This is a genomic window from bacterium (genome assembly GCA_020444325.1).
In the GTDB taxonomy this organism is placed as follows: domain Bacteria; phylum Bacteroidota; class Ignavibacteria; order SZUA-365; family SZUA-365; genus BM516.
The window spans coordinates 43,925-61,864 of record JAHLLD010000016.1 but is presented as its reverse complement, the minus strand read 5'-3'; the positions used below and the strand labels follow the sequence as shown (position 1 = coordinate 61,864).

At 56.7% G+C, this 17,940-nt stretch carries 16 protein-coding genes and 1 tRNA gene; 8 read left to right on the top strand and 9 right to left on the bottom strand.

Translation table 11 applies throughout. The features are described from left to right. Positions 1–9 precede the first annotated feature (9 nt). Positions 10–915: a GTPase Era gene (era, locus tag KQI65_16750; protein ID MCB2206395.1), complete on the bottom strand. Its 906-nt coding sequence runs from the start codon at positions 913–915 to the stop codon at positions 10–12. A 122-nt stretch (positions 916–1,037) separates the two neighbouring features. Here era and rsmA point away from each other — a divergent pair, with 122 nt between their 5' ends. Genes rsmA through KQI65_16735 form a run of 3 tightly spaced genes read left to right on the top strand, consistent with a single transcriptional unit; the run spans position 1,038 to position 4,274 of the window. Next, positions 1,038–1,868, top strand: a complete 831-nt coding sequence (rsmA, locus tag KQI65_16745) for a 16S rRNA (adenine(1518)-N(6)/adenine(1519)-N(6))-dimethyltransferase RsmA (GenBank protein MCB2206394.1) — start codon at positions 1,038–1,040, stop codon at positions 1,866–1,868. Then, positions 1,861–3,282: a magnesium transporter gene (mgtE, locus tag KQI65_16740; protein MCB2206393.1), complete on the top strand. Its 1,422-nt coding sequence runs from the start codon at positions 1,861–1,863 to the stop codon at positions 3,280–3,282. The genes rsmA and mgtE overlap by 8 nt, the downstream gene beginning before the upstream one ends. 47 nt (positions 3,283–3,329) lie before the next feature. After that, positions 3,330–4,274, top strand: coding sequence for a phosphatase PAP2 family protein (locus tag KQI65_16735; GenBank protein MCB2206392.1), 945 nt, complete (start codon positions 3,330–3,332; stop codon positions 4,272–4,274). 132 nt (positions 4,275–4,406) lie between these two features. Here the strand turns inward: KQI65_16735 and KQI65_16730 are convergent, their stop codons facing one another. The 7 genes from KQI65_16730 to pyrF form a co-directional block, all read right to left on the bottom strand. Further along, the gene (locus KQI65_16730) at positions 4,407–4,745 is read right to left on the bottom strand and encodes a four helix bundle protein (GenBank protein MCB2206391.1); all 339 of its coding nucleotides are present in this window, start codon (positions 4,743–4,745) and stop codon (positions 4,407–4,409) included. Positions 4,746–4,807: 62 nt separating this feature from the next. Then, on the bottom strand, positions 4,808–5,062 hold the full coding sequence (locus KQI65_16725) for a hypothetical protein (protein MCB2206390.1): 255 nt from the start codon (positions 5,060–5,062) through the stop codon (positions 4,808–4,810). Then, positions 5,033–5,105, bottom strand: a tRNA-Gly gene (locus KQI65_16720). Before KQI65_16720 ends, KQI65_16725 begins: the two co-directional genes overlap by 30 nt. Positions 5,106–5,217: 112 nt before the next feature. Beyond that, the gene (locus KQI65_16715) at positions 5,218–6,585 is read right to left on the bottom strand and encodes a sigma-54 dependent transcriptional regulator (protein ID MCB2206389.1); all 1,368 of its coding nucleotides are present in this window, start codon (positions 6,583–6,585) and stop codon (positions 5,218–5,220) included. Positions 6,586–6,594: 9 nt separating this feature from the next. Next, a complete protein-coding gene (locus KQI65_16710; GenBank protein ID MCB2206388.1) occupies positions 6,595–7,893 on the bottom strand; it encodes a hypothetical protein in 1,299 nt (432 codons plus the stop codon). Positions 7,894–7,903: 10 nt separating this feature from the next. After that, positions 7,904–9,082, bottom strand: a complete 1,179-nt coding sequence (gene larC / locus KQI65_16705; protein ID MCB2206387.1) for a nickel pincer cofactor biosynthesis protein LarC — start codon at positions 9,080–9,082, stop codon at positions 7,904–7,906. Continuing rightward, positions 9,082–9,894 carry an orotidine-5'-phosphate decarboxylase gene (pyrF, locus tag KQI65_16700; protein ID MCB2206386.1) on the bottom strand — a complete coding sequence of 271 codons (813 nt, stop codon included), beginning with the start codon at positions 9,892–9,894 and terminating at the stop codon, positions 9,082–9,084. The genes larC and pyrF overlap by 1 nt, the downstream gene beginning before the upstream one ends. Before the next feature lie 140 nt (positions 9,895–10,034). Here pyrF and KQI65_16695 point away from each other — a divergent pair, with 140 nt between their 5' ends. From KQI65_16695 to KQI65_16675, 5 genes are all read left to right on the top strand, one after another. Continuing rightward, positions 10,035–10,373: a DUF971 domain-containing protein gene (locus KQI65_16695; protein MCB2206385.1), complete on the top strand. Its 339-nt coding sequence runs from the start codon at positions 10,035–10,037 to the stop codon at positions 10,371–10,373. A 17-nt stretch (positions 10,374–10,390) separates the two neighbouring features. Continuing rightward, positions 10,391–13,723, top strand: coding sequence for a transcription-repair coupling factor (mfd, locus tag KQI65_16690; GenBank protein MCB2206384.1), 3,333 nt, complete (start codon positions 10,391–10,393; stop codon positions 13,721–13,723). Next, the gene (locus tag KQI65_16685) at positions 13,713–14,735 is read left to right on the top strand and encodes a hypothetical protein (protein ID MCB2206383.1); all 1,023 of its coding nucleotides are present in this window, start codon (positions 13,713–13,715) and stop codon (positions 14,733–14,735) included. Before mfd ends, KQI65_16685 begins: the two co-directional genes overlap by 11 nt. A 136-nt stretch (positions 14,736–14,871) precedes the next feature. Then, on the top strand, positions 14,872–15,153 hold the full coding sequence (locus KQI65_16680; GenBank protein MCB2206382.1) for a type II toxin-antitoxin system RelE/ParE family toxin: 282 nt from the start codon (positions 14,872–14,874) through the stop codon (positions 15,151–15,153). Positions 15,154–15,168: 15 nt separating this feature from the next. After that, a complete protein-coding gene (locus KQI65_16675; protein MCB2206381.1) occupies positions 15,169–15,510 on the top strand; it encodes a HigA family addiction module antidote protein in 342 nt (113 codons plus the stop codon). Between the two features lie 222 nt (positions 15,511–15,732). On the opposite strand, the gene KQI65_16670 is transcribed toward KQI65_16675, so the two are convergent. After that, a complete protein-coding gene (locus KQI65_16670; protein MCB2206380.1) occupies positions 15,733–17,913 on the bottom strand; it encodes a T9SS type A sorting domain-containing protein in 2,181 nt (726 codons plus the stop codon). Positions 17,914–17,940 lie beyond the last annotated feature (27 nt).

The window sequence follows — 17,940 nt, the reverse complement described above, 5'->3', positions numbered from 1 at the left end:
CAGGAGGCGTCAATAACCGAAACGCCGTATCCACGCCTCGTTGTCACGCCAGCCTTCGCGGATGCGCACGTGCAGATCGAGAAAGACGCGGCGGTCGAGAAATTCTTCAATGCTTTCGCGGGCGGACATCCCGATGCGCTTGATTGCGGCGCCTTTCGCACCGATGATGATGCGCTTCTGGCTTTCCCTTTCGACAATGATTTCCGCGGCGATATAGTCCCGTTCCTCCTCCTCGCGGTACTCAGCAATGTACACCTCGGTGGCATACGGCACTTCCTGGCGGAACTGCTCGAAAATCTTTTCCCGTATGATTTCGCTCACGAAAAAGCGCTCGGGCTGATCCGACAGCATGTCCTCCGGATACAGCGGGGGTCCCGTCGGCAGCCGCTTTTCAATTGCGTCCAGCAGCGCGGGGACGGCTTCCCCCTCCAGCGCGGAAATCGGGATGATATCAGCGAACTCGTAGCTTTCCTTCACCGTCTGCATCAGCGGCAGAAGCTCGCGTTTGTTCTCGACGAGGTCCACCTTGTTGAGCACGGCGAGTACAGGACGACCACTTTCGCGGAATATCTCAAACAGTCCCTCAGGCAGCGCGCGTCCCGTTTCCAGCACACGTGGGGCGTCGATCAGATAACAGCACAGATCCGCTTCCGCGATCGCGCTGTAGGCCGCGTTGACCATGGACTCCTGCAGCACATACTTCGGTTTGATGAGTCCGGGCGTATCGATGAAAATCATCTGCGCATCGTCGCCGGTGTGAAAGCCCAGCACCCGCTTGCGCGTGGTCTGCGGCTTCGCCGTAACGATGGAAATTTTCATGCCGAGAATGGCATTCATGAGGGTGGACTTCCCCGCATTCGGGGCGCCGATCAGTGCGACATAGCCGCAGCGGAAATCTTCCGGTATCTGTTCCATAGGGTCCGTCAGGTGAGCAAAACTCATGTACCTGTCGATCAAAGTAGATGTTTCCCGCCGTATTCGCAATGTTTACCACACACTGCCGATGTGGTCGTGAAACACCATTCACACAGGGTGAGGTGATTTTTGTATCTTGGGGCATGGGCCGCGCACCGTATACACCGAAGAAGAGTCTGGGACAGCATTTCCTGCATGACGGGAATGTGGCGCGCAATATTGTCGGCGCGCTGGATCCCGCAGCCGGTGAGCATGTGCTGGAAATCGGTCCCGGACCCGGTGTGCTCACTGCCATTCTGGCTGAAAAGGATATCCACCTGACGGCAGTGGATGTGGATGCGCGTGCGGTGACAGCGCTTGAAGAGCGTTTCGGCGACGACCATCCCGCCTTTATGCACTTTCTGCATAAAGACGTGTTGGAGCTTGATATGCAAGCACTTGCGTCCGGCACTTCACGTGCTCTCCGCCTCATCGGCAACCTGCCGTACAACATCACAAGCCAGATTCTCTTCCACTGTTTCCGTGAGGAGCAGTACCTGCGCGACGCCGTATTCATGATGCAGCGGGAAGTGGCCGAGCGCATCCTGGCTCCTCCGGGAGGAAAGGAATACGGCATCCTGTCCGTTCTCTGCGGCGTGCATTGCAGCGTGCGGAAGTGCTTTCATGTCTCCCCCAACGTATTCGTGCCGCGGCCCAAAGTGTGGTCGAGCGTGGTTCATTTCGACTTTCGGGACAACCGTTTGGGAGAAATTGAAAATTATTCGTTTTTTAGAATGCTGGTAAAGGCCGTATTCGGACAGAGAAGAAAGACGCTCGGCAACTCGCTCAGACAGCTGGGACGCGACCGTGGGGACTTCCCCCCTGCGGCGGCGGATTATCTCCCGCTCCGCCCGGAAGCGCTGTCTGTCACCGATTTCATCACTCTCAGCAATATCATGGTGCCGCATGACTGATGACAGACATGAAGACCTGAACGAAGAAGAAGAGGTATTCTTCGACTCCGTCGACGGTGTGCAGTCTACCACCACCATTGCGGACGAAGAACTGCTGGTAGACATACGCGTGCTGGTGGACGCGCGGTCGACCGCCGCGCTGATGAACATCCTCACCGACCTGCACTCGGCCGACGTCGCAACCATCATCAACGAGTTGCCGGACGAGGATGCGCGCTATCTTTTCGAATTGCTCCCGCCCGAAGAAGCATCCGAAGTACTTCTCGACCTGCACGAGCATGTGCGCGAAGAACTGCTGGAAGAACTCAGCGCTCGCCGTCTGACCGAAATCGTCGAGGAACTGGACTCCGATGATGCGGTGGATATTGTCTCGGAAATGGACGAGGAAATTGCCGAGCAGATCCTCGAAAAACTCGAGCCCGAAGACAGTGCCGAGCTGCGCGAACTGCTGGCATTTGAAGAGGATACGGCCGGCGGACTCATGGCGACGGAGTTTCCCGTTGTCGAAATCGGGGGAAGCATACGCGACGCAATTGACGCGGTGCGGATGATTTCCGAGGAAACGCCAGACATTTATGAAGTGTATGTGGTGGACGACGAGGGAAAACTGCGCGGTATCATCGACCTGAAGACGCTGGTGCTCCGCAGCCGCAGCACACCTGTCGCCGAAATCATGGATGCGGAAGTGATCAGTGTGCGAACCGATGTCGACCAGGAAGACGTCGCCAACGTCATGCGTAAATACGATCTGCTGACGCTGCCTGTTGTGGATGATGAACATCGTCCCGTTGGACTCATTACCTTCGATGATATCGCCGACGTTATCCACGAGGAAGCACAGGAAGACATCCAGCGCATGTCCGGTATTCTCGACGATGCGGATTCCTCCTCCGGCGTTTTCGATATATTCAAAGGACGCCTCCCCTGGCTCCTGGTAGGCTTCGCCGGAGAACTACTGGCTGCGCTCGTGCTCTCCAGCTTCGAAGTGGAAATCAGTCAGGTCATTGCCGCCGCGTTTTTCATTCCTGTTATCATGGCCATGGGCGGCAATGCCGGCATTCAGGCTTCCTCCATCGTTGTTCGTGGACTTGCAACCGGAGAACTTGCACTGAGCAGCACATTTCTCAGACTGGGTAGAGAGCTGCTTGCTGCTCTGATGAACGGGACAATCTGCAGCCTGCTTCTATTCGGAGTGGTTTACCTCTGGATCAACGACATCAACTTCGGCATTACTGTCGGACTCTCCCTCCTCGTCGTCATCATCAACGCAACACTTGTGGGTGCGACAGTCCCGCTCATGCTCGATCGTATGAAAATCGATCCCGCCCTTGCAACCGGTCCCTTCATCACCACCTCCAACGACGCTTTGGGATTGTTTATCTACCTCGGATTCCTGACATTGATTTACCTGTGATCAGGCTGCCCTTCACCGCAGCATCCCGCGGTGATTGATTGACAACCATGAAGAAACTCCTCCTCCACTATAACACCACGGACCTCGTCAATTCGGTCTTCTTCGTGCTCCTGACCATCGCCGTGATGATCTGGTCCGAGGACTTCCCGAACTGGCATCTCTTCGCCATCAGCAACATATTGCTCGTGGTTCTCGTCGGTTTCCTTGCGCACGTGGCTGCGCGCAAAGGACATTTCTGGAACCTCCTGCATGGATACTATCTCCTCCTCTGCGTCCCGCTGGCATTCAAGGAACTGTACTTTCTCGTTCCGGCCATCCATCCCATCGACTACGACGCCGCACTCATCGCCATCGACCGCGCCCTGTTCGGCGTGCATGTGACGGAATGGACCATGCGCCTGCGGCACCCGTTGCTGACCGAAATCCTGCAGATCGCCTACGGTACGTACTACTTCCTGCCCCTCATCCTGACCATCGACCTGTACCGCAAGAAACGCGTGCGCGCCTTCAAGCACGTCTTCCTCTTCGTCATGCTCGGCTTTTACCTGTCATATCTCGGGTACATCGCCGTGCCCGGCATCGGTCCCCGCTTCACCCAGCACGAATTCGACCGCACCGACGAAGAACTGCCCGGACTGCTTGTCACCAGCTTCCTGCGCGACAACACCAACGCAGGCGAATCCATTCCCCCCGGCACAACCCACCCTGCTGCCAGAGTCCAGCGCGACGTTTTCCCCAGCGGACACACCGAAATGACCCTCCTCGTCATGCTCATCGCCTTCCGCTACCGGGCCCGAACACGCTGGTACCTCCTCATCGGCGGCAGCCTCCTCATCATCGCCACCGTCTACCTCCGATACCACTACGTCATCGATCTCATCGCCGGCGGAATATTCGCCTGGCTCACAATGGAGATGGGAGGATACCTCGACTACGCATGGACGAGGTGGAGAGAGAAAACCGCACACAAACTCGCTGTGAAGAGAATATAAGATCGATTGCGAGTGCGAGAGCGATGGCGAGAGCGAGTGCGAGTGCGAGTGCGAGTGCGAGTGCGAGAGCGATGGCGATTGCGAGTGCGAGAGCGATGGCGATTGCGAGTGCGAGAGCGATGGCGAGTGCGATCACTTGATCATTTTCGTTAGCATCCCTGCAATGCGATCGAGAAGCTCCTTTCCTGTCTCGGCCTGAGATTCACTTATTCTGTTTGTGACCCTTAGAATATCGATGGCTGCTGCACATTCGCCTGCACTTGCGCGTGCGGATTCCAGATACCGTCTACGGTCTGGACCACGGCGTTTGCCATTTCCTTCCGCAATATTCAGAAGTATGGACTCTTCTGCGCGTTGTAGTTGATCATTGATGTTTCGCTGCATTGAATTAAGTCGTTGTCGAATTCTCGATGACCACTCAACAAATTCAAGTGCGCATTGATAAACGTCCAGTTGTTCATGTGCAAACATCACACAATACTCCCTATTAGTGATGAACTAGATTGTCTATACAAACATCCTGAAAACAACCTCTAAAAACACCCCAAAAACCCATCGCTCTCGCCATCGCCATCGCTCTCGCCATCGCCATCGCTCTCGCTCTCGCCCTCGCCCTCGCCATCGCTCTCGCCCTCGCTCTCGCTCTCGCCCTCGCCCTCGCCCTCGCTCTCGCCCTCGCCCTCGCTCTCGCCCTCGCCCTCGCCATCGAGCACAAAAAAAATCCCGCGCGAATAGCGCGGGACTTTTTTTGTGCTTCGAGCGGGAAACGAGACTCGAACTCGCGACATCAACCTTGGCAAGGTTGCGCTCTACCAACTGAGCTATTCCCGCAGATTCACCTCGTATTTTCAGTGCGTCGAGGTGAATACAAATATAGATTGAGCCGGATAAAAATGCAAGAGCTCGCGGCGAAAAATCGCGGGAGGCGAACTCTGCTTTTTCCTTATGCGAAGTCTTCCTTGTGCAGGGCGTGCTTGCGCATTTTTTTGACGAAGTTCGTGCGTTCGACGCCGAGCTGTTCTGCGGCGCGTGTCTGATTGCCGCCGTTGGCGCGCAGGGCTTCGATGATGAGCTTTTTCTCGAAGTCTTCGACCTGTTCCATGAGGGGACGATTGTCGATCTGATACGAGCGCTGTCCCTGGATTTCGGCTTTGAGGGCGTGCGCCACGGTGTGGACGTCGATTTCCTCGGATTCAGCGAAGATGGCGAGCTTGGTGACGACAGAATCGAGTTCACGCACGTTACCCCGCCAGTCCTGTTTCGTCATCAGATCCAGTGCCGCCGGCGAGAAGAAATGATTCTGCAGGTTGTGCTCCTTGCAGGCTTTGGACAGCAGATGCCTGATGAGCGGCGGAATGTCTTCGGAACGCTCCCGCAGGGGCGGAATGTGGATGGCGAACTTGTTGAGACGGAAATACAGGTCGTCCCGGAATTCCCCGCGTTCAATCAGCTCGGGGATGTTCTTGTTTGTTGCGCTGATCACGCGCGCATCAACATCCTTCTCCTGCGTATCGCCCACGCGGCGCACTTTGCCGTTGTTGAGCACGAGCAGCAGCTTCTGCTGGAAGGTGACGGTGGTGTTGCCGATTTCATCGAGGAAAATCGTCCCGCCATCGGCGATTTCAAACAGTCCCTTCTTGTCCGTGTGCGCGCCGGTGAAGGCACCCTTGACGTGACCGAAGAGCTCTGATTCGAGCAGCGTTTCGGTGAGCGTCCCACAGTCGACACTGACAAAAGGCTTCTCGCGGCGATTGCTGAGCTTGTGGATGGACGTAGCGAGCACTTCCTTCCCCACACCGCTTTCGCCAGTGATGAGCACCGAGACGGTGGTTTTGGCGACTTTCTCGGCCATGCCCATGATCTGTTCGATGGACTTACTGGCGCTCACAATGCCCACTTCCTTCATCACTTCTTCGATGGTGTTGGAAATGACCTTGGGACGCTTGCTGTCGAGCGCCATTTTGACGGATTCCTTCAGCTGCACGAGGTCAATGGGCTTGGCAAGGAAGGAGAAACTTCCCTTTTTCGCCGTTTCAATGGCGACAGGAACGTTGTATGCCTGTCCCGTAATCATGATGACGGGAATCTCGGGATGTGCCTGCACGATTTCGGTCAGCACCTGCCTGCCGTCCATCTGCGGCATCAGGATGTCGAGCAGCACGAGGTCTACCTGCTGCACCTGCAAAAGCTCGAGGGCTTCAACGGGATTCTGCTTGACGACAGTGCGATAACCGGAATGCTCGAGGATGTCGGATACGGTCTGGCAAAAGTCTTCTTCGTCGTCGACGATGAGTATGAGGGGTTTTTCCATGGTTTTGCGTCAATATTTGGTGACGGGTAAACGAATCTGGAACGTGGTACCGAGTCCTGGCGATGAGTTGAACGTGATCTCGCCGTGATGCTCCTGGATGATTTTCTGCACGATGACGAGACCGAGTCCCGTCCCGCCCTTGCTGTGCGTGGAGAATGGCCGAAAGATACTCTTTTTCACTTCCTCATCCATACCCACGCCGGTGTCCTGTATGGTGATTTCCACGTACTCTCCGGGACGATTGATCCACTGTCCCGGTGCCGTGGCAATAATGATGCGTCCTTCACGCGAACCAAGTGCGCGCACGGCGTTGTCGAGCAGGTTTTCCACGGCTTCGGGGAAATGCGCAATGTCGATTCCCACCTTCGGGATGTTCCGGTAGAAATGCGTGATGATTTCCACGTTGCGCGTGACCTTGGAACGATATTCATCGGCGATGTTCTGCAGCACGATGTTCACATCGTTGGGCAGCAGGTTCATCTGCTCCTTGTTCGCAAGACGCGTGAGATTGTGCACGATTTCATTGAGCTTGCGTGACTCACCTACGATACGATCAATGTAGCGCGTCGTTTCCGCCGAATCACTGTCATCATCCCGCTCGCTGAGCACCATCTCGAGGTGCTGTGCGGTGAGGGTGATGGTGGACAGCGGCGTCTTGGCCTTGTGCGCCACGTGCTGGGCGACGCCGGACCAGTTGACACGCCGGTCTTTCTCAATCGCTTCGGTGATATCGGCGATGATCATGATGTAACCGTCGTGCCGCTTGCTCTCGGTGTACAGCGGATAGGCTTTGACGATGAGCGTGCGCATGACCTTGCCGTGATTGAAAACTACTTCCCGCTCCACCGCGTGACGGGAATTCTGCAGTTCATCGAACACTTCGAGGATTTCGGGCGAAGGAGCGTTCTTGAGATAATACTTGTAGTCCTCCGTCATGGAAACGTACTCATCGAGTCCGAGCAGCTGCTTCGCCGCGCGATTGATCATTTTCAGATCGGCGGCACGGTCGAAGATGATCACGGCGTTGGACTGCAGGGTGTCGAATACTCGCTGCTCCTGCCGAGCCAGACTCTTGGCGTAATTCCGTACGCCGATGATGAAGCCGAGCGCCACAATCAGCAGAAGAAGTGTCTCGGTACGATAATGCTCCCACAGAATGGCAAGCGAGAAATTCTCACCGAAATATTCCTCGATGATCGCATCCCGCAGATCCTGCGGTACTTCTTCGGGACGCACGAGATCCTCCTGCGCATGCACCGCGGTGGTGGCGAGAAGGATGAAGAGAAGTATGTTCAGCAGGCGTTTCATCAAGCTCCGGTTACAGCTGGGCAAGATCCTGTTCGATTTCACGATATACCTGAATTAACGGAAGATTGTGTTCTTGCGCAACGCGGCGGCATTCTTCATGCTCGGGGATGAGCAGGATGTCCTCTCCTTCACCCACAGCCTTGACCACGACTTCGCCAAAGCGCGTCATGCAGCGACGCTGTTCACGCGGAAGACGGTGGCGGCGAATTTCCTGCACGCGCACGCCCGCGGTACTGGTTTCGGCATAGAGCAGTTGAAGAACGTCATCTCGCAGACCAGGGACGGCAAGGACGCTGAGCTGCATGGCGGGACGACCTTTCTTCATCTGTATCGGGGTCAGCCAGGCGTCGTTTACTCCTGCCGCGAGCAAACGCTCGAGCACGAAAGGAAACAGCTCCGGATTCATGTCGTCGATATTCGTGTCGAATTGCAGCAGCGTTTCGTCCCGCGGCTGATCGTCCACTTCCCCGATCATCAGACGCAGCATATTCGGCGTCCCTGGAATGTCTTTTCCTCCACTGCCATAGCCAATCGAACGCGGAATGAAACCGGCTTCCGGGGGCAGCATGCCGTCAGACAGTGTGGCCACGATGGTTGCGCCAGTGGGAGTGGTCAGTTCGTAGGGGATGTCGGTCAGTTCCGTGGGATATCCTTTCAGCAATTCCACTGTTGCGGGAGTGGGAATGGGCATGCGTCCGTGCTGCGTGTTGACGAAGCCGCCCGAACCGGTGCGCACCGGGGACGTATACACCCGCTCCACCCCGGAAAGTTCCATGCAGATGGCGACGCCCACGATATCGACAATGGAATCCACCGCGCCCACTTCGTGAAAATGCACTTTATCCGGCGTCGTATCATGCACCCGCGCCTCGGCATGCGCCAGGTTACGGAACATGTCCATCGCCCGTTCCTGCACGCGGGAGGAAAGTCCGCTCGTGGTGATAATTTCCTCGATGGCATGGAGTCCGCGATGATGGTGCTCGTGCTCACCCGCATCCATCTCCACATCGATTTTCACCGTCGCCACCATACTGCGCATCAGCGTGCGCTGTGAAATCGTATAGCCCTTGAGCGGGAGTTTCGCCAGCTCGGCTTTCAATGCGTCGAACGACACGCCAGCGCTCACGAACGCACCCAGCGTCATGTCGCCGCTGATACCCGAGATAATATCGAAAAAGGCTGTCGTCATTACTGTCCGCGATACTGATTGATCTGCTCACGCAACTTCATCGCCGCGTCGCGTGCGTGGTCTGCGAAGTCCTCACCGTCGCCGGCATAGATGATGCCGCGGCTGGAATTGAATACGCCACGGAGTCCCTCGACTGTACACCCCGCGCGTACGCTCTGCTCGACATCTCCGCCCTGCGCACCGAGTCCGGGAATCAGCAGCGGCACATCGCCGACCATCGAACGGATGTCCGCCAGTTCGGAGGGATGCGTCGCACCGACCACGAAGCCGATGTTACGATGCTCATTCCACTCGGCCACGGTGCGGACCACATGCGTATACAGCGGCTTGCCGTCCACTTCCAGGTACTGGAAATCGCGTGAACCTTTATTGGACGTCAGCGCGAGCACGAACACCCCTTTGTCGCCGTAACGCAGGAAGGGTTCGACCGAGTCGTATCCCATATACGGCGCGACGGTGGTGGCGTCGAAACCGAAATCCTCGAACATGGCCCGTGCATACATGAGCGATGTATTCCCGATATCGCCTCGCTTCGCGTCGCCGATGGTGACCACATGATCGGGAATGGCTTCGAGCGTCTTACGCACGATGTCATATCCCTCTTTCCCCAGCGCCTCGTAAAACGCGAGGTTCAATTTGTAACTTTGGACGAGATCGGACGTTGCTTCGATAATTGCGTGGTTGAAAGCGATCACGCCATCGGGCTGCTCCTGCAAATGCTGCGGAATCTTGGCGGGATCGGTATCGAGTCCCACGCACACAAGGCTGGTATTTCGGGTGGAAACGGCGTCCAGTTTTTCATAAAATTGCATGTGAAGCCAGAAGATTTGTCTAAAAATGCGTAACATGTAAAAATAGACTGCGGGCGTATCAAAGGCAATGCGCCGCGGCGTTCCGGACCGCGAATTCCGGGACTGTTTCATCGTATTTTTTGAGGATTTCACGACCACGCATGGCACAGCTCACTCCCTCACGTATCCGTCTGGCTGAGGACCGCAAAACGCTGGATATCACCTGGTCTGACGGAAAAACCTGTCATTTCCCGCTCGTTTTCCTGCGTAAACGTTGTCCCTGCGCCACCTGCCAGGCAGATCAGAAGGAAAAAGGCGCATTCTACATCCCGCTATTCACCGCTGATGCGCTGACCCTCACGGATGTCAAGCAACAGGGACATTACGCAATTCAGCTCACCTGGGCTGATGGACACCATACGGGCATCTACGATTACACCTACCTGCAGGATCTCTGCGCTGAACTCGCTTCGCAGGCAAAGGACGGCGACTCGGCGTGAGTGCTGCGACGAAGAACATGCAGGATTTCCTCCCCGACACCGCTTTCCTCGACGCGCTGCGGCGTGACACACTATTCGGGACGCTCGTGAAGGCGTTGCCGACGGAGCAGAACTGTCTTCAGCTCCATGGCGTGCACGGTTCGCTTAAGGGCATCCTGCTTGCAGAATTGTTTACACGCGCCGAACGACAGATCGTTGTCGTCGCCCCCGATGCTGCCGCGGCGCAGGAGCTGTGGAATGACTGCACCCTGCTTCTCGATGAGCAGCGCGTGCTGTACATCGGGGAGCGCTATTCGCGCATGCAGAAGAAGATCCGCAACATTTCCAGCACCTTTGCGGAGAATGCCGATGCTCTGCGCTCGCTCACCGAGCAGCCGGTGCGTCTCGTGCTGACAGACATCCACACCGTGGCGCAGGAATTCCCCTCGGTGAAGGATATCCGTGAGCAGTCCGTGCACCTCGCACGCGGCGACACCATCCCCCAACTCGAACTGATCAAACGCGTGGCATTCGGGGGATTCGAGCAGACCGAATTTGTCTCCGCCACGGGTGAATACGCACTTCGCGGAGGCATCGTCGACGTCTTCCCCGTCGGTTTCGACAATCCCATCCGTATTGAATTTTTTGGCGACGAAATCGATTCCATTCGCGAGTTCGACGCCCTGAATCAGCGCAGTATTACTCCCCTCGAGGAAACGGCGTTCGTGGCATCGCTTTTCCTCGATGACGAGGCCGAAGTCGCCCACAGCGGCATGCCGGATTTCTTCTCGAAGGATGCACTGCTGGTGATGGACGGTGTGGAAGCCATCGACGCGAAAGCGGCGGATACCGCGGCGGCGGATCTTCCGGCACAGTTGCGCGAACGTTTTGCCACACTGCTTTTCGGTGTCATGGATGCCCATTGCAGTGAAAGCCGCGATCTCGGGTCGGAATCCCAGCCCTCCCTCAACGGCTCGATTCGTCAGCTGCAGGAACTTCTCGTCCGCCTGCAGGAAGAAGGATACAGCACCTGGCTGGTGGCGGATTCTCCCCAGCAGTCCTCCCGACTTGAGGACCTCCTACACAGCGCCGAGGAACAGGAAGATGACGCGCCCGCCCTTCCGCCGCTGCAATACCAGATCCGCTACTGTCCCCTCACCGAGGGCTTTCTCCTCCCTTCCCTCCGCGTCGCAGTGCTCACCGAACACCAGGTGTTCAACCGGCATCACATTCGCAAGCGGGCGTCGCATGGGACGAAAGGACTCTCCCTTCGCGAGATGAAGCAGCTGCGCATCGGCGACTACGTCGTGCATACGGACAAGGGGATCGGACGCTTCCAGGGCTTCGAGACCATCACGGTGAATGGCGGACTGCAGGAAACCGCGCGCCTGACGTATATGGACGACGATGCGCTTTTCGTCAACCTGAACTACATCCACAAGCTGTCGAAATACAGCTCGGAAGAGGGACACACGCCGCAGCTGTCAAAACTCGGCTCCGGTGCCTGGGAGCGCGCACGGGCGAAAACCAAGAAGCGACTCAAGGATATCGCGCGCGACCTGATTCAGCTCTACGCGAAGCGCAAGCTCAGTGAAGGATACGCGTTCTCGCCTGACGGACAGTGGCAGAAGGAAATGGAAGCGTCCTTTATTTACGAGGACACCCCCGACCAGGCCAAGGCGACGGTGGATGTGAAGAATGATATGGAAGAAGCCGTGCCGATGGACCGCCTGGTCTGCGGCGACGTGGGCTATGGCAAAACCGAAGTGGCCGTGCGCGCGGCGTTCAAGGCCGTGGTGGATGGAAAGCAGGTCGCTGTGCTCGTTCCAACCACTATCCTCGCACAGCAGCACTACCACACCTTCCGCGATCGCCTGGGACGCTACTCGGTCATCGTCGAATCCCTTTCCCGCTTCAAGTCCCGCAAGCAGCAGACGGAAATCGTGGAAAAGCTTTCGCGCGGAAATGTGGACATTCTCATCGGTACGCATCGTCTGCTGAGCAAGGATGTGCATTTCAAGAATCTCGGTCTGCTCATCGTCGATGAGGAACACCGTTTCGGTGTCGCGGCAAAGGAAAAGCTGCGGGAGCTGCGTGCGAATGTGGACACGATGACGATGACGGCGACGCCCATTCCCCGCACCTTGAATTTCTCACTGCTCGGTGCACGCGATCTCTCGGTGATCGAGACGCCACCACGCAACCGCCTCCCCATCATCACGCACATCCTCCCCTTCGAACAGGAAACCATTGTGGAAGGAGTGGAGCGCGAGTTGCAGCGCGGTGGACAGGTATTTTTCGTCAACGACCGTGTGCAGGATCTGGAAATCCTCGCCGACACGTTGCGCAGCTATCTCCCCGGCGTGCGCATCGCGACGGCGCATGGACAGATGAAATCGTCCGAGCTCGAGCGCGTGATGATGCGTTTCATGGAGAAGAAAGTCGACATCCTCGTCGCCACGAAAATCATTGAGAGCGGACTCGACATCCCGAACGCCAATACGATTTTCATCAACAAGGCCAATCATTTCGGACTGGCCGAGCTGTATCAGCTGCGGGGACGTGTGGGACGCTCGAACACGCAGGCCTATGCCTACCTGCTCATTCCCCCTCAGGCGAAGTTCACGCGCGATGCGCTCAAGCGCCTGCAGGCGATCGAAGAATTTTCCGAACTGGGCACCGGCTTCCAGCTCGCCATGCGCGATCTGGAAATCCGCGGCGCCGGCAATCTTCTGGGCGCCGAGCAGCACGGCTTCATCACAGAAATCGGTTTCGACCTGTACATGCTCACGCTGGAAGAAGCCGTGGCCGAACTGAAGGCGGAAGAGTTTGAAGGATTGTTTGCCGACGAAGAGCAGGAAGTGCGTCCCAGGGCCGACGTGGTCATGGAACTCGGGATGGACGCCTACCTCCCGAACAGCTACGTCAGCAATTCCACCGAGCGCTTCGACCTTTACAAGAGGCTGTACAACTGCGTGACGGACGAAGAAATCACGGAGATAGAACAGGAACTCACCGATCGCTTCGGCTCGCTGCCTGAGGAAGGCAAGGCGCTGATATTCAGCGTGCAGGTGCGATTGATTGCCGCACGCATCAGACTCGCCCGCGTGACGCTGGAGCAGGGACAGCTGAACATCGCCCTGCCGCCGCCGGAGGATGAAATCTTCTACGAGCGGCATTTCCAGCACCTCATGGCGTGGGTGCTGTCGCACAAGGACCGTGTGAAGCTCGAGCAGGACAGCCGTCAGGTGCGCATGATCGTGCAGAACATCGGGGGTCCCGAAGCCGTACGCGACCTGCTCATTGAAATCGAAACAATGCTCGCGGAAGCTACCGCAGCAGTGGAGGAGGAAAACGCGCATGCGGAATGATGCCGGAGCAGCGGGACGCGAACGCCGGGCCGCGTGGTTCATTGCCGCGGCCATGCTGGTCGCCATCGTGTACATCGTGTCGCAGGGGGGACTGCTGAAGGACATACTCGGAGGCAGTGAATCAGTTGAGCAGGAAATGCCTCCGTACCACAGGGGACAGTTCCGTCGGGCTGTCATGCTCCCGCTGAATTTCATGGAAAAGGAAGCCACTGAGAGGAATCGCGCAACAGCGCAGATGAAAGAATACGGCATCAACTGGCTGGAAGTCCCTCTCCCCGTCTGGCAGGCCACCTCCCGCAATCTCGAATACAACAGCTTCGACCTGCGCGCGACAACGGACATGATCCACAATCTGCGCGAGCAGGACTTCGGCATCACGCTGGTGCCGCTGTACTGGAACGGCGACACACTGTCGACAGCTCCTCAAGGCGAGCTTGGGGCGGCCTTCCTGCAGTCCTACCGCGTCCTGCTCCTCGACCTCGCAGGTCACGCCACCACCTCCGGCGCCGACGCCATTCTGCTCGACGCCCTCTTCGGAGAGCCCAGCGTCTCCGCCACCGAGTGGCTGGCCCTGATCACCGACATGCGCAAGCTCTACGCGGGCTCGCTGGAAATCCGCCTCGACTCCGCCGCCACCCCCGAGATGTACCTCCGCCACTTCGACGGCGCGCACATCGCACCCGACTCCCTCCGCCTCATCGCCATTCGCGAAGACGCCCCGGATAAACCCATCTACCTGCGCAATCCCCTGCGGGACCGATACGCATCCGGCCTCTTCCCCTGGGATCCCGTCAACGCCAATCTGCATCACGACCTCCACATCCTCACACGCATCCTCGACCTGACCGAGAGCATGTCCACCGGCGGCTTCACCCTCGCCGGCCTCTCCGCTTACACCAACTGTAGCGTAGACCGCACACCGCTCGGCGCACTCCTCAAATCCCACCATCGTCGCAGCCTCCAACACCAGCTCGAACAGCGACAGCAGTCACTGTCCAGCACCCCGGAATAAACACGACTGTCGGTAAATCTCAGGAGTCATTGCGATCTGACTGGCATCGATCCGGTCTCCTGTTCATTATTGGCATGCATCACACATAGACTTGACATATAACGTCATGCGTCATAGTTTAGGGAGAACTTTTTAAATGATCGCTTCATTTGCTTGCGAGGAAACACGCGATATTTGGCAAGGCTCTACCTCAAAGAAGTTGCCACAACACATTCAACGTGCTGCAAAAAGAAAGTTGAAATTGCTCCACGCAGCAGTCACCATAGACGATTTGCGCACTCCCCCGTCAAACCATCTTGAAAAGTTACGTGGAGACCGTGCTGGACAATACAGCATACGAATCAATAGTCAGTGGCGATTGTGCTTCAGCTGGAATGATGGCATAGCAAGTTTCGTAGAGATCATAGACTACCATTAAGTAAGGACGGTGAGTATGCTTGATCCATTTTCCGAAAATGACGTCTCCACCCCCATCCATCCAGGAGAAATCCTAATCGAAGAATTCATGAAGCCGCTGGGACTTTCACAGAATCTCCTCGCCAGGCAGATCGGTGTTTCACCGAGGCGGATCAATGAAATCGTGAACGGTAAGAGAAGCATCACCGCGGACACGGCCTATCGCCTGTCGCGTCGATTCGGCACTTCAGAGAAATTCTGGATGAACCTCCAGGCGGGATTTGAACTCGACAGCATCGACCCGGAACACCGTGAAGCAATTTCCGGGGAGGTCATCAGCGTTTCAAAGGAAGAAGTGAAAAAGCTGAATCTGGGGTGAATTGGGTATCCGAAAACTGAGTCTTCACATCCCATCTTATTTTAGGATCCACCATCATCCTAAAACAACAAATGCCGCTATTTTACGCTGGCCCCGTATCCTAAAATAAGACCACCAGTTGTTTTAGGATACGATCACCTCATCACCACCTTCCCCGTCTCGATCCTGTCATTATGCAGAATCTGCATATTTCCCGTCATACCGCCTGGGGAATTCGTCGTGTCATTGAATCACCATCTTCCGGACCTGTGTTCTGCCATGTGTCGTGGCGCGGATGAAGTAGAGGCCCGGGGAGAGTCCCGTAGCGCTAAGCTGGTACATGTGTCGACCGGCGTCGTTGAATCCGTCAGTAAGGACACGTACTTCCCTCCCGAGTGCGTCGTGGAGCGCAATGCGCACTGTGCCGGCTCGATCGAGGGACCAGGCGATGCTCGTTGTTGAAGTGAAGGGATTCGGCCAGTTCGTGTGGAGCTGTAGAGTACCGGGAGTTGGAATGTCCCCGGCCCCGGTAATGTTGTCCAGGGAGATTCGGTACTCGACTTGTGAAGGCATGATGTGCGTGTAAGCTGACATCATGGTGATTCCGAGTCCATGTCGAGCCTGAACGTTGATGGTTCTGTCGTTGTATGCTGGGAAATACTCCTGAACGGAAAAGTCAATCTCATCGTCTTCAGGTGCATACGACGACAGCGGAATGTAGCGTTCGAAATGCCACACCCCGAAATCATCCAACTCGTATATCGTTGAATAGTACGCTTCACCGGTGGAATCCGGATATCGCGCAAACGTCGGCCAGACGAGGCCGTATCCATAATCCGGCTCCCTCAGAAACTGCACCGATGGTGGGTCACTCAGGAGTTCAAGTATACCGACAGTGCTCTCGTAGAGAACCGTATCCGGATGTGTGAAGGATTCTCCCCGAAACACGTGCACGCGTCCGAATCCCAGCGTATCGGATGTGCCCACGTATGTGTAGGTCTCGGTCAGGCTTCCTACGACAACCGGTCCCGGCCACCGCAGTTGCTCCTGCGTATAGGTAAGCTTCGTGCCTGGCGCCGGAAGCAGGTATTCCAGCAGGTCCACAACCGTTTCTCCTCCGACATGCACGATGTCACTGTACACCAGCGCCACATCGCTTTCCGTTGTGATGCGCGCCCGGTAGCGGTAGGACTGTCCCTCCTCTACTGTCGTATCTCTCAATACACGCAACGGCGCGGTGAGTGTACCCATGCGCTTCCATGTGGAATCTGAACTGCTGCGCTCAATCTCGGCCTCTGTCCATGCGGGACCTGCCCCTTCCTTCAGCGTGACGAGACCGCAGAGAGCATCGCGTGAGCTCACGTTCTCTGCGACGACGATTGGCAGCTGTACACGCAAATCTTTTCCGCGGGAAATCCCCTGTGCTGTAGCCCAGAATGAGCCATCCATCACCGAGACGAGCGTGTCCGCCTGCGGAACGATTCCGAGGTAGCGCGCCGATCCCTCCTTCAGCTCGTAGAGCAAGCCCGTGTTATAGCTGCCGAGTCGATACTGCAGCCAGATGCGGTCCTCCTGCCATCCAGGAATCATGCCGACATCTCGGTGAGAGAATGGATCATACTCCGGCACCCGTGGCCAGACGATCTGTTCCGCCTCCTGCGGCCACTGAATGTCCTCCCACGTCGCGCCGAAATCGAAGGTGAGAACCGGGTCCGGATTTGGAGTCAGTCCGCGTTCCACAATCGCCACTCCGGCACGGGAGGCAGCAAGGAGTCCCGTGCAATCTTCCACGTACTGCTGCGACCAGGTCACTCCCCCGTCGGTGGTATGCATGACCTTGTCCCCAGCGGCTACCCACCCGACAAGCGAATCGCTGAATGTGAACGTCTCCACGTCTCGCTCGACAGTGAGAACGGGATCCGGCAGGATGCTTCCATCGACCATGCGGTAAAACGTGCTGTCGAAGCAAAGCATCTGCACCGAAGGAGAAAGAATTTCAACCTGGGACAGGCTCTCGTACGGTGAAGGAAGCAAACTGTCGGGCAGTCTTGGTTCTGTTGTCCACGTCACCCCGAAATCCGAACTGCTGTACACAGCATCAGAACCGAAGAGCACTGCGTTGCCGTCAGCACTCATATCAAAACATTTCATGTGTCCGGAGATATCAAGTGTCTTCGACCATGTCTCTCCTCCATCGGCCGTCCTGAAACCGCTTTGCTCGAAGAAAGCGAAACAGCGCAGACTGTCTTCCGCACTCAGCAGAATCGGCGGCGTTGCTGCGTGCGGCATTGCGCATTGGGTCCATACAATCTGTGCCTGCGCGTGCATGCCGGTGAACACAACGGCCATGAGAAGGAGCATGAGTCCGCGAATCGGTTCAGGACAGTATTGCGTGTTCGCGGTCTGAGTTGTGGATGTAAACATGAAATTTCCCCCGAAACAATTTCTGAC

What these genes read in the sequence shown, in the direction of transcription:
- era (MCB2206395.1), bottom strand. Translation starts at nt 915, where the DNA reads ATGGAACAGATACCGGAAGATTTCCGCTGCGGCTATGTCGCACTGATC.
- mgtE (MCB2206393.1), top strand. Translation starts at nt 1,861, where the DNA reads ATGACTGATGACAGACATGAAGACCTGAACGAAGAAGAAGAGGTATTC.
- KQI65_16735 (MCB2206392.1), top strand. Translation starts at nt 3,330, where the DNA reads ATGAAGAAACTCCTCCTCCACTATAACACCACGGACCTCGTCAATTCG.
- KQI65_16730 (MCB2206391.1), bottom strand. Translation starts at nt 4,745, where the DNA reads ATGTTTGCACATGAACAACTGGACGTTTATCAATGCGCACTTGAATTT.
- KQI65_16725 (MCB2206390.1), bottom strand. Translation starts at nt 5,062, where the DNA reads ATGTCGCGAGTTCGAGTCTCGTTTCCCGCTCGAAGCACAAAAAAAGTC.
- KQI65_16715 (MCB2206389.1), bottom strand. Translation starts at nt 6,585, where the DNA reads ATGGAAAAACCCCTCATACTCATCGTCGACGACGAAGAAGACTTTTGC.
- KQI65_16710 (MCB2206388.1), bottom strand. Translation starts at nt 7,893, where the DNA reads ATGAAACGCCTGCTGAACATACTTCTCTTCATCCTTCTCGCCACCACC.
- larC (MCB2206387.1), bottom strand. Translation starts at nt 9,082, where the DNA reads ATGACGACAGCCTTTTTCGATATTATCTCGGGTATCAGCGGCGACATG.
- pyrF (MCB2206386.1), bottom strand. Translation starts at nt 9,894, where the DNA reads ATGCAATTTTATGAAAAACTGGACGCCGTTTCCACCCGAAATACCAGC.
- KQI65_16695 (MCB2206385.1), top strand. Translation starts at nt 10,035, where the DNA reads ATGGCACAGCTCACTCCCTCACGTATCCGTCTGGCTGAGGACCGCAAA.
- mfd (MCB2206384.1), top strand. Translation starts at nt 10,391, where the DNA reads ATGCAGGATTTCCTCCCCGACACCGCTTTCCTCGACGCGCTGCGGCGT.
- KQI65_16685 (MCB2206383.1), top strand. Translation starts at nt 13,713, where the DNA reads ATGCGGAATGATGCCGGAGCAGCGGGACGCGAACGCCGGGCCGCGTGG.
- KQI65_16680 (MCB2206382.1), top strand. Translation starts at nt 14,872, where the DNA reads ATGATCGCTTCATTTGCTTGCGAGGAAACACGCGATATTTGGCAAGGC.
- KQI65_16675 (MCB2206381.1), top strand. Translation starts at nt 15,169, where the DNA reads ATGCTTGATCCATTTTCCGAAAATGACGTCTCCACCCCCATCCATCCA.
- KQI65_16670 (MCB2206380.1), bottom strand. Translation starts at nt 17,913, where the DNA reads ATGTTTACATCCACAACTCAGACCGCGAACACGCAATACTGTCCTGAA.